Here is a 10,323-nt window from a genome sequence, read left to right as displayed (position 1 = left end):
GAGGACGTCCTCGGCCTGCTCGGGGGTGAGCGCGTCGAGGGTCTGGATCTGCCGGCCGGGCTCAAGGGCTGCTGCGTCAGTCATGCGTCGAGGGTACGGCGAGGGCACGGTGGTGAGCGGCCGGCCGGGCTCGTGCCCGTACCGCCACCACCCTCACCGGTGGCCCCCGCCCGGCCCCCGATCCGGGCCCGCACCCTCAATGGCAACCAGCTCGTAACCCTTTCCCTCTGTTGAGCTACGCGCGTTGACTCTAGGCTGCCGCACGCGGACCTCTGCGGTTTCCGGAGCTTCGCGAGCCCCCCACGGCGGCCCACCTCACTCAGCACTCAGCTACGCGCACAATCCAAGGGGATCGATGTCAGCGACACCGCAGAAGAACCGCGCGGCACGGCGGGTGCTCGCCGCTGCCGCTGGTCTGGCCACCGTCGGCGCGCTGGTCGCCGCGATGCCGGCCACGGCGCAGGGCCACCCGCAGGCCAACGCCCAGGCCAACGCCCAGGCGCACGGCAGCAGCCAGAGCCACGGCAACCAGGGCCACGGCAAGCCGAAGCCCAAGCCGAAGCCGCACACCGTCGACGTACAACTGCTCTCCTTCAACGACCTGCACGGAAACCTGGAGCCCCCGGCGGGCTCGGCCGGCACGGTCAACGAGACGCAGGCCGACGGCACGGTCAAGGCGATACCGGCCGGCGGCATGGAGTACCTGGCGACCTCGCTGCGCACCGCGCGCAAGGGCCACCCGTACTCGATCACCGCGGCGGGCGGCGACATGGTGGGTGCCAGCCCGCTGCTGTCCGGTCTCTTCCACGACGAACCGACGATCGAGGCGCTCAACAAGGTCGACCTCGATGTGACGGCCGTCGGCAACCACGAGTTCGACGAGGGCGCGGTCGAACTGGCCCGGCTCCAGAACGGCGGCTGTCACCCGACCGAGGGCTGTTACGAGAAGGGCAAGAAGTTCAAGGGGGCCGACTTCCCCTACCTCGCGGCCAATGTGACGTCCGAGAAGACCGGCAAGCCGATCCTCAAGCCGTACACGGTCTGGAAGAAGAACGGCGTCAAGATCGGCTTCATCGGAGTGACCCTGGAGGGCACGCCGAACATCGTCACCGCCGAGGGAGTCAAGGGCCTCACGTTCCACAGCGAGGTCGAGACGATCAACAAGTACGCCAAGGAACTCGACAAGCAGGGCGTCAAGTCGATCGTCGCGCTGATCCACGAGGGCGGCGCCCCCGCCTCCACCTCGTACAACTACGACTGCGACAGCCCCGGCGCCGGTGACGGCATCTCCGGCCCCATCGTCGAGATCGCCAAGGGCGTCTCGCCCAAGGTCGACGCGCTGGTGACCGGCCACACGCACCAGGCGTACGCCTGCACCATCCAGGACCCGGCGGGCAACCCGCGCCTGGTGACCTCGGCGTCGTCGTTCGGCAAGCTGTACACGGACACCACGCTCACCTACGACCTGCGCACCAAGGACATCGTCCGTACGAGCGTGAAGTCGGCGAACCACATCGTCAGCCGTGACCAGGCCAAGGCCAAGGACATGACCTCGCTGATCGACCGGTGGAACAAGATCGCCGCGCCGATCGCCAACGCCCCGCAGGGCTACATCTCGGCGGACATCAACGGCCGCGGCGCCACCACCCCCGAGTCCCCCCTCGGCGACCTGATCGCGGACGCCCAACTCGACGGCATGTCGGCGGCGGACAAGGGCGGCGCGCAGCTCGCCTTCATGAACCCGGGCGGGATCAGGGCCGACCTGGTCTACGCGGCCTCGGGCAGCGAGGGCGACGGCGTGGTGATGTACGGCGAGGCGTTCACCGTCCAGCCGTTCACCAACATGATGAACGCGGTCGACCTGACCGGCGCCCAGGTGATCACCGCGCTCCAGCAGCAGGTCAGCGGCGCGAACGAGGCGTCCCCGAAGATCCTCCAGGTCTCCAGGGGCCTCACCTACACCCTCGACATGACGAAGACGGGCGCCGCCCGGGTCGTCACGGACACGGTGCGGCTGAACGGCGAGCCGCTCGACCCGTCGAAGACCTACCGCGTCGCGATGAACGAGTTCCTCGCGGGCGGCGGCGACGGCTTCGCGGTCCTGGGCCAGGGCACGGACAAGCTGGTCGGCGCGTCCGACCTGGACATGTTCAACGCCTACCTGAAGGCCAACTCGTCGGCCACGACCCCGCTGGCCCCGCCGGCGGCGGACCGGATCACGATCATCAAGTAATCCGGTACGGGTGTGACGCGGAGGGCGGCGGGCCACGGGCCTGCCGCCCTCCGGCATGCGTAGGGTCGGTGCGCATGGTGGTGGACGAGAGCGATGAACGGGCCGTTCAGGCGGCCGTAGCGGCCGAGACGCGCCTCCTCGACCCCGGTGTGCGCGCGTCGCCCGAGCTGGTCTCCGCCCTCCTGGACCCGGACTTCACCGAGATCGGCGCGTCGGGACGGCGCTGGGACGCGACGTCGATCCTCACGGTGACGAGCGCGGGTTCCGTGCTCCCGGAGTCCCCCGTCGAGGTCAGCGAGCTGGCGGGGGCCGTACTCGCCCCGGGCATCGTCCACCTGACGTACCTCGCCGACAACGGAGGGCGTCGCGTCCGGCGCAGCTCCCTGTGGCGGCTGACGGCCACGGGCTGGCGGCTCTACTTCCACCAGGGCACTCCCACGAGCTGAGCGGGCGCGGCGGGCGCGGCGTGCGGGGCGTGCGGGTCGGGCCGGGGCGTATGGGGCGTACGGGGGGATGTGCGGGGCGGCGCAGTGGCGCCGCCGGGTGCCTGATCGTGTTTCTGCGACACACGATCTTCGGGTTGCTCTACAGTCGGGGCGACCTTCCCGGTGGCGTCCCGCTGCCGGGATTTCGTGTTCTCCGGGCGGAGTTGGATCTTGGGCAGGGCGCGGCCGCACGACCGGAATCCAGCGGGGCCCGTTCCACGGATCAGCTGGGCTGCCCGGGTCCGGGAGGCAGGCGCTCCACTGGCCGTCAGACCGTACCGGCTGCACTTCACCGCCCGTCTGCTCTCCTGGACCGGCTCGGCCGTGGCGCCCATCGGTCTGGCCTTCGCGGTCCTTCAGATCGGCGGGGGGCCGGGCTCGCTGGGCGCGGTTCTCGCGGCGAGTGTCGTGCCTCAGATCTTGCTGCTGCTCGTCGGCGGGGTCGTCGCGGACCGGCTGTCCCGGGCCCGGGTCATGGTGTGGTCCAACGTCGTCTGCGCGGTCGCGGAGGTGGCGGCGGTGCTGTTGCTGGTCTCGGGCGTGGCCCGGGTGTGGCATCTGGTGGCGATGTCGGCGGTCTGCGGGGCGGCGGGTGCCTTCTTCACCCCGGCGGCCGGGGGCATCGTCGTGGAGGTGGTCCCGGCCGAACTGCGGCACGCGGCCAACGCCCTGCTGAAGATCGGCCAGAATACGGTGAAGGTGGCAGGGCCGGCACTGGGCGGTGTCCTGGTCGCCGTGGCCGGCCCTGGCTGGGCCCTCGGATGGGACGCCGTGACGTTCGCCGCCTCGGCGCTCCTCTTCTCCCGGATCAGCCTCAAGGCCAAGACCGTCGAGACCCGTGCCGGGTTCACCGCCGATCTGCGCGAGGGATGGGACGACTTCCGCTCCCGCCGCTGGCTGTGGGTGATGGTCTGCCAGGCCGCCGTGATCGTTCCCGTATGGCTGGTCGGCTACCAGCTTCTGGGCCCGGTGTACGGGCAGCAGGTTCTCGGCGGCGCGGCCCCGTGGGGTGTGGTGGTGTCCGGCTTCACCGCCGGGTTGGTGGCCGGGGCAGCGCTGGCCCTGATGTGGAAGCCGCGCCGGGTCGGGCTGGTCGTCTGCGCGGGCACCGGCTCGATGGCGGTACCGCTGGCGGCGATGGCGGCCGCCGTGCCGCTGCCCGCACTCGTGGCCGCCGCGGGGGTGGCGGGCACGGGGCTGGCGGTCGGCATGACCGTGTGGGCCTCGCTGGTGCAGGAGCGGATTCCGGCGGACCGGATGGGCCGGACCCTGTCCTACTCGACGCTCGGGCAGATCCTGCCCGTGCCCTTCGGCTATCTTCTCGCCGGTCCCGCCTCCCACCTGTTGGGGCTCCGCACCACCCTGGCGACAGGCGCGCTGATCATCGCGACCGCCGCCGTCGCGCCGCTGGCCGTTGCTCAGGTCCGGAGGCTCTGCCTCGCGTCGCAGGCGGCCAAGGACGACGACGGGGCCGTGACCACAGCGCGGGCGGAGAGGTAGAACGCTCGGGCGACCTCGACGGCCCCGGCGAAGTCGCGGAACGCCCGGTCCCGGGCCGCCGCGTCGAGTACGGCCCGGCCGTATCCCTCGGGAAGCCCCCAGCGCCGGGCGAGGTGAGCGGCGATGCGGTCGCTGCGCAGGTGAGCCGTGGTGTGGTGGGGGTCCGCTGCCTCGATCTCGGCGTTGAGGTCGAATGCGGCGGTCACGGCCTCGGCCGCGCGGTGGACGGAACCGAGCAGGCTGCCCGCTTCGGCCACCGTGGCGGGCCACACTGTCCACGCCCCGTCCAGGCGGGCGGAGCGGACGACGACCCGTACCAGCGCTTCGTCGGGCGGAAGTCGGCCGATCTCCTCTTCGGTGAGCCAGTGGGCGAGCTGGTCGCCGGACATGTCGGCTACCTCCACGCCTGCCGCGGCGGCGCACCGCAGGGCGGACCGCTCCACCGCCGCGGATCGTACCGGGCGGCACATGCCGTCGAACCTCTCATGCGTGAGGGCGGCCAGGACCCGAGTCCGCCACCGATCAGGGAACCCCGGGTCGTACAGCTGCTGATGATGCAGGAGAGCGAGGAAACTCACGGGCGGCTCGCCCGCCACCGCGACCGGCTGGAATTCCGCCTGCCAGTACCGGACGAAGCTGGTCTGCCACGGTTCGCCCGTCCACGCCCCGGCGCCGGGGGCTGAGGGCAGGCCGGCGGCAAGGAAGGCAAGAGCCCGCTCGGCGTCCTGCCTCTTGGCATCGCCGGGATGCGTGCGGCGCCAGGCGTCCGCCCGGCTGAACGCGGGCCCCAGCCCCTCCCTGGCCGCGAGGCAGCCCAGCGCGGTCCACGACCGGGAAGCGCAGGGGAGGGTGCGGGCCAGGGCGGCGAGCCGGTCCGCTTCGATACCGCCCAGCTGCCCGTCGGCGGCGGCCCGGGTCAGGGCGGCCCGCAGGTTCACGAGAGCTTCGGACAACGGGCGGCCGTCGTCGGTGTGCAGCACGGCGACTTCGTCGTCCGCGTCCAGAACGCCGCCACGGAAGTCCTCGAAGATCCGGCCGACACCGACCATCCCGTACGGGGCGAGTTCGGCAGCCCGCAGGGCTCCCATGCTGGCGGCGCCTACCACGGCGACCCCTTCGGCCAGCATCGCCAGGATCTCCTTGTGCCGTACCGGCGCGCTCTGGTGCCAGAGTCCATCGATGATCAACACGGTGTCGCCCGGACCGGCGCCGAGCCGCATCAGGTCGCCGTGGCGGACCGGGGGGTGCGTGACGGCGTCGGGCAGGACCTCGCGGACCCGTGCGGCGGGCATACTCGGCCCGGAGAAGACATGAATGGTCATGCGGCCGCCTCCTGGGCCGGCCGGGGGATGATGTGCCGGGCGTCGTAGCGCAGGGCCGGGGCCAGCACCTTGACGACGGCGAACTCGCTCCGTCGGTGGGGTCCGTGAGTGAGGTCCACCACGAGCGGGTGGTGGCCGGTGACGGCCTTGATGCGGGCGGCAAGGTGCTCGGCCTCGCCGCTGTCCGTGACGAACCCGGTGGTGTACTGCGCGGCGACCTGTGCCCACCTGGCGCCGGGGCCCGTGGAGGGCCGTGGGCCATGGTGTACGGCGGTCCGGTAGGCGGCCGGGTGGATGTCCTCCCGGCTGCCGGTGATCTGGGTGAGCCGGGACTGGGCCGCCTCCGTGATCGCCCGGGACAGGGCGACGTGGGGGTCCAGGTGGGCGCCGGAGCCGGCGACCAGCAGGGCCGGCTGGTCCTCGCGCCACAGGTAGCAGCTCATGACGGGCACCCCGAACCGGTTCGGCAGGTGCCACAGCTCCAGCCAGACCCCGGCCGCCCGTAACCGGTCGATCAGCGCCGCGCAGTGCTTGTCCTCGATGCTGTCGGGATCGACGAGCCGGCCGCGCCCCTGTCCGCAGGTGACAGCGCTGATCGTGTCGCGCTCGATCAGTTCGGCCAGAGCATGGACGACGGCCTCGGCGTGGGTGTTGCCGGAGGCGAGGCCGTTCGTGGACGCGCTGGGCAGGTGCAGCCGCCAACGGCCGTGGGTTTCGCGGCCCAGCCGTACGCACGCCGCTGGAACGAATACGTGTTCGTGATCCGGCTCCGAGCATGCGGTGATCCAGTCCAGGACCGTCCGGCCGGTGACCAGAGACCCGGGATGACTCTCCAGGGCGGTCACCGGATAGGGCAGGTCCAGCCCGTCGGCCGGGGCCCGCAAGTCGGCTGCCGGGACGGCCCGTTCGCCGTGCCATGCCTCGATGGCTTCCATGGCTCCCGAGACCCGGGCGGCGGCCAGTGTCGTGCCTTTGCCCTGGGCTACGGACAGCGTGCGGGCCAGAGGGCGCACGGCCATGGTCACAGGGATGCCGATGTCGTCCAGCCCGGTGACGTCGGCGACGCGGGTGATGCCGTACGCCGTCAGCAGTGGCCGGATCGCCTCCCAGGTGTGGTCGGGATGGCGGGTCCGGTGGGCGCCTTCGAAATATGTCTTGCGCATGGATCTTCCCTTCGCAGGTGCTGAAGCCCGGCCGCCGGGTTCCCTGGCCATGCGGGGCGCCCGACGGCCGGGCGGCGGGTTCAGCTACTGCCTACGGCCGTCGGGCTGACGGCAGCGGGTAGGTGTGGGTGTCGGGGAAGGCGGAGTCGGGCACGGCCGGGTCGCCGCCCGAGTTCTGCGGCATGTTGCCCTCGGCGTGCAGATCGGCCACGAAGTCGGCCGGGTCCACGGCCTGCGTCGTGGCGGACGGGATCTGCTGGGACATGGTCGTTCCTCCTTGATCGAGAAGGACGGTGCTACACCGAGAGGTCGGTGAAGCAGATGGTGATCAGCACCTCGCGTGACGGCGAGTCGAGCGGGGTACGCCAGTGAGGGATTCGGCTTCCGTCGAATCCGGTGAGGACGCGGTGGCGGACCGGGAAGGTCTCGCCGCCGTCGGGGTACGGGGTGTCGCCGAGACGGTCGGCCACCTGCCGGCTCGTCAGCCACCGCAGGCGGGGAAGCCACCCCATGGAGACGAGGCCGGGGGTCAGGCCGCACGAGAAGGTGATTCCACACTTTCCGTCGTCCCGGTGAACGTGCATGTAGTCGCCGGGCTCGTAGAACTTCAGACCGAAACGGACCGGGGTCATCCGGGCGCGACCGGTCGCCTCGCCCGCTGCCTCTGCCAGGCCCTTGGACATGGCCAGCCGGCTGAGCGCGTCTCCGCCGGTGTGGACCCGGCACCGCTGGGGGGAGGTGATCGATCCGTCCCGCATCACCAGCAGTCCCGGCCGCTGGTTGTGTCGGACGACCGCGTGCGGCTCGCACCGGGCGGCCTCCTCCGCGATCTCGTCCCAGAGCCCAAGGTCGGCCACGTCCTCCGTGATGACTGCTCGGCCTTCTGCCAGCCAGAGCTGGCGCGGCGTCATGGCCATCACAGGTCCATGAACGACATGGTTGCCAACAGGCCCATCGGAACGGTGAGCGGGCGACGCCAGTGCGGGACGTGATATCCGGCGAACGCCCGGACGCTGCCGTCGCCGTACGGGTGGGTCAGGGTGGTGAAGCCCTCGCCCGCGGGGAAGACGCCGTGCTCGATGACGACCTCCCCGAGGCGGTCGGGGAAGGCCCCCAGAAGGTCCGGAGCCCAGCCCATCGGAGGCAGATGCTCGGTCAGCGCGACAGCGACGGTCACGGTGGACTTCACCGAATCCGTGTGCAGGCCCTGGAAGTCGCCTTCCCGGTAGAGGACGACGGCGCCCCCGCGCGGGATCAGCCGGGGAATGCCGGTGGTCCTGCGCAGGGCCATCAGCAGGACTTTGTCGTAGGCCAGGGCCTCCAGAACAGGGCCGGGCGGGATGAAGCCGCAGTGGACCGGGGAGGCGAACGATCCGTCGCGGTGTGCGGCTGTGTGTTCGTGGATGTGGGGCTCGACCAGTTCGAGCCTGCCGTGCGCCTCCTCGGCCAGAGCCTTGAAGCGGTCCGGCTCAAGGACCCCGGGAACAAGAGCCGTTCCCGTTTCCTCCCACGCGGCGCGAGCCGGTAGCCGTTTCACGGGTGCTTCGGTGTCCATGATCCCCTCCAGGTGGTCTCTCTGTCCGGGTGGCGCCGTGCGGATGGCGGAACCGCGGCTCGCTGTCGGGGCCGTGTCGGCGGCGAGCCGAGAGGCCGGCGGCGTTCGTCCATTGAACTGCCGGGGAACATCAGGAATGAGGGGCCACGAAGGGGTGCATTTCCCGGCGGGGGGCCGCTCCGGGGGGCCAGGACGAGGGCCGCACCCGACGGCGACGGAGGGGAAAGTGCCATGGTGGCTCCGGACGGCATTGGCGTCTTACTGCGATCGATCCGCGAAGACGCCGGCCGCGCCCGCGACGAGCAGGCCCAGATCGTTCAACAGGCCCAGAACGGCAGATGGTTCGACTGGGAGAACATCAAACGGTGGGAACTGGAGAAGCGGCTACCGGTCCCGGACTGGCACAAGACGATCGCCCGTGCATACGGGCTGAGTGTCGAGGAAGTGCAGCGGGCGGTCGCCGCATCGCGGCAGCACCGACGTAGCCGGCGCGGGGAGGAAGAGGACGTGAATCGACGAAGGTTCTTCGGGGTGGCGGCCGCTGCGGTAGGCGCGACCGCATCGCCCGGCATCGCACAGGCCCGCGAGGGCATCGACGGCGCCCTCGCGGGCTCCGCGGCCGGTGACCTGGCCTATCTGGAGTCGGCATTCGAGCGCCACCGAGGGGGCTACCACGGCCGGGCACCCGACAAAGTGCTGAGCGGGATGCAGGCGGATCTCGACCTCCTCGGCCAAGTCCTCAACCAACCCCACCCGGCCAGTGCGCGAGCCGATCTCGCCCGCACCGCCGCCGGGCTCGCCGGGCTCGTCGCCATCGTTCAACACGACCGGGGTGACAAGGGAGACGCCTTCCGCTGGTTCGCGACTGCGGAGAAGGCGGCCCGGGAATCCGGCGACCGCCGGATGACCGCCTGGGTACTGGCACGGCACGCGATGGTGCCGCTGAACTACGGAGCCCCCGAGGCGGCCGTGCGCATCGCCGCCCGAGCCCGCAAGGCAGCTGGCCGAACACCGACTGCGGCCGGAGCGCTGGCAGCGGCCGTCACGGCCCGCTCGCTTGCCGCCATCGGCGATCACCGAGGCGCCGCGACGGCGGTCACGGACGTGCGGGACCTGGTCGAGCGCCTCGACGGGCGTGAAGCCGCCGACACCTGGTTCGGCTACCCAGGACAGAAGCACTTCGTGCATCTCTCCCAGGCGTACACCCTCCTCGGGAATACCGAAGCCGCCTATTCGGCCCAGGACGACGCGCTCGACCTCACCGATTCTCCGTCGGTGATGACCCGGGCCCTGATCGCGATGGACACCGCCGCCTGTCTGCGTCTCGACGGCGACCCCTCAGCGGCGGCCGAGATGGCGGCGGGGATCTTCGACCGTCTCCCGGGCCCGTACCGTGACGGCCTGATCAGGTCCAGAGCCGAAGTCCTCCATCAGGCCCTCGGCGGCCGCCCCCGAGATCTCCTCGGCCAAGTTCTCGCCTGACAGGGCTCTGCGGCAAGTGACCTGGGCAAGCGACCCCAGCGTCGGTCGGCAAAGGCGCTCTCACGGCCGGGTTTCGTTTCTGCGGCGCGCGAGCCGGAACCATCGCTACCGCCAACCGCTGCCCACCTGCCGCGGCCGGGGCTGTTCCCGCGCAAGATCGTCTGGGCGGAATCGCGTCTCGCGTGACCGGAACTCGTTCCGGCGGGTTTCGGCGGCTGCGGTGCTCTTTGTCCAAAGGACGTGAGAGGAGAAAGAACCCCACCAAGCCCCACCCCACCCCACCCGCCCGTCGCTCGCACTCACTCGGGCGGGTGAACATCCCTGGTTTTGGTGGATTTGGTGTCCCTCGGCTGCCTTACGCTTTGCAGGACACATCACCCCAGACATACGTCGGCCCCCGGCCGGGACTAGCGATCCCGATCGGGGGCCTGACCACCGAGGAAGAAGACGCTTCCTGATGGATACTCACGACAGTAGCGCGCCCCCGCGCGCCCCGTCAGCCTTACCCGGCGGTGGGCCCTCCTCGCGGCCTGACCCACGTCCCCGTGGTCGGCCGTCGGCTCCGACGGCCGACCACGGGGAC

9 protein-coding genes are annotated in these 10,323 nt (G+C 71.1%); 4 read left to right on the top strand and 5 right to left on the bottom strand.

Annotation, left to right across the window (positions count from 1 at the left end; all coding sequences use genetic code 11):
* Positions 1 to 355 precede the first annotated feature (355 nt).
* From DVH02_RS28345 to DVH02_RS28335, 3 genes are all read left to right on the top strand, one after another.
* The gene (locus DVH02_RS28345) at positions 356 to 2,233 is read left to right on the top strand and encodes a bifunctional metallophosphatase/5'-nucleotidase (protein WP_114626708.1); all 1,878 of its coding nucleotides are present in this window, start codon (positions 356 to 358) and stop codon (positions 2,231 to 2,233) included.
* A 74-nt stretch (positions 2,234 to 2,307) separates the two neighbouring features.
* Positions 2,308 to 2,679: a nuclear transport factor 2 family protein gene (locus DVH02_RS28340; RefSeq protein ID WP_114626707.1), complete on the top strand. Its 372-nt coding sequence runs from the start codon at positions 2,308 to 2,310 to the stop codon at positions 2,677 to 2,679.
* A gap of 210 nt (positions 2,680 to 2,889) precedes the next feature.
* Entirely contained in the window at positions 2,890 to 4,218 is a 1,329-nt protein-coding gene (locus DVH02_RS28335; RefSeq protein WP_114626706.1) for an MFS transporter, read from the top strand.
* On the opposite strand, the gene DVH02_RS28330 is transcribed toward DVH02_RS28335, so the two are convergent.
* The 5 genes from DVH02_RS28330 to DVH02_RS28315 all read right to left on the bottom strand — a co-directional run bounded on the left by DVH02_RS28330 (position 4,137) and on the right by DVH02_RS28315 (position 8,258).
* A complete protein-coding gene (locus tag DVH02_RS28330) occupies positions 4,137 to 5,540 on the bottom strand; it encodes a TfuA-like protein (protein WP_114626705.1) in 1,404 nt (467 codons plus the stop codon). The genes DVH02_RS28335 and DVH02_RS28330 overlap by 82 nt on opposite strands.
* Positions 5,537 to 6,703: a YcaO-like family protein gene (locus DVH02_RS28325; protein ID WP_114626704.1), complete on the bottom strand. Its 1,167-nt coding sequence runs from the start codon at positions 6,701 to 6,703 to the stop codon at positions 5,537 to 5,539. Before DVH02_RS28325 ends, DVH02_RS28330 begins: the two co-directional genes overlap by 4 nt.
* Positions 6,704 to 6,794: 91 nt before the next feature.
* A complete protein-coding gene (locus DVH02_RS35725; protein ID WP_199566447.1) occupies positions 6,795 to 6,968 on the bottom strand; it encodes a hypothetical protein in 174 nt (57 codons plus the stop codon).
* A 31-nt stretch (positions 6,969 to 6,999) separates the two neighbouring features.
* Positions 7,000 to 7,620, bottom strand: coding sequence for a hypothetical protein (locus tag DVH02_RS28320; RefSeq protein ID WP_114626703.1), 621 nt, complete (start codon positions 7,618 to 7,620; stop codon positions 7,000 to 7,002).
* Positions 7,620 to 8,258, bottom strand: coding sequence for a hypothetical protein (locus tag DVH02_RS28315; RefSeq protein WP_114626702.1), 639 nt, complete (start codon positions 8,256 to 8,258; stop codon positions 7,620 to 7,622). The genes DVH02_RS28320 and DVH02_RS28315 overlap by 1 nt, the downstream gene beginning before the upstream one ends.
* A gap of 231 nt (positions 8,259 to 8,489) precedes the next feature.
* Between DVH02_RS28315 and DVH02_RS28310 the strand changes: the two genes are divergently transcribed.
* Positions 8,490 to 9,740, top strand: a complete 1,251-nt coding sequence (locus DVH02_RS28310; RefSeq protein WP_233518510.1) for a transcriptional regulator — start codon at positions 8,490 to 8,492, stop codon at positions 9,738 to 9,740.
* The last annotated feature ends 583 nt before the right edge of the window (positions 9,741 to 10,323 follow it).

The organism is Streptomyces corynorhini, from assembly GCF_003346515.1.
In the GTDB taxonomy this organism is placed as follows: domain Bacteria; phylum Actinomycetota; class Actinomycetes; order Streptomycetales; family Streptomycetaceae; genus Streptomyces; species Streptomyces corynorhini.
The sequence above is the reverse complement of the archived record's forward strand: the minus strand, read 5'-3'. Positions and strand labels throughout refer to the sequence as shown.

What these genes read in the sequence shown, in the direction of transcription:
- DVH02_RS28345 (WP_114626708.1), top strand. Translation starts at nt 356, where the DNA reads ATGTCAGCGACACCGCAGAAGAACCGCGCGGCACGGCGGGTGCTCGCC.
- DVH02_RS28340 (WP_114626707.1), top strand. Translation starts at nt 2,308, where the DNA reads ATGGTGGTGGACGAGAGCGATGAACGGGCCGTTCAGGCGGCCGTAGCG.
- DVH02_RS28330 (WP_114626705.1), bottom strand. Translation starts at nt 5,540, where the DNA reads ATGACCATTCATGTCTTCTCCGGGCCGAGTATGCCCGCCGCACGGGTC.
- DVH02_RS28325 (WP_114626704.1), bottom strand. Translation starts at nt 6,703, where the DNA reads ATGCGCAAGACATATTTCGAAGGCGCCCACCGGACCCGCCATCCCGAC.
- DVH02_RS35725 (WP_199566447.1), bottom strand. Translation starts at nt 6,968, where the DNA reads ATGTCCCAGCAGATCCCGTCCGCCACGACGCAGGCCGTGGACCCGGCC.
- DVH02_RS28320 (WP_114626703.1), bottom strand. Translation starts at nt 7,620, where the DNA reads ATGGCCATGACGCCGCGCCAGCTCTGGCTGGCAGAAGGCCGAGCAGTC.
- DVH02_RS28315 (WP_114626702.1), bottom strand. Translation starts at nt 8,258, where the DNA reads ATGGACACCGAAGCACCCGTGAAACGGCTACCGGCTCGCGCCGCGTGG.
- DVH02_RS28310 (WP_233518510.1), top strand. Translation starts at nt 8,490, where the DNA reads ATGGTGGCTCCGGACGGCATTGGCGTCTTACTGCGATCGATCCGCGAA.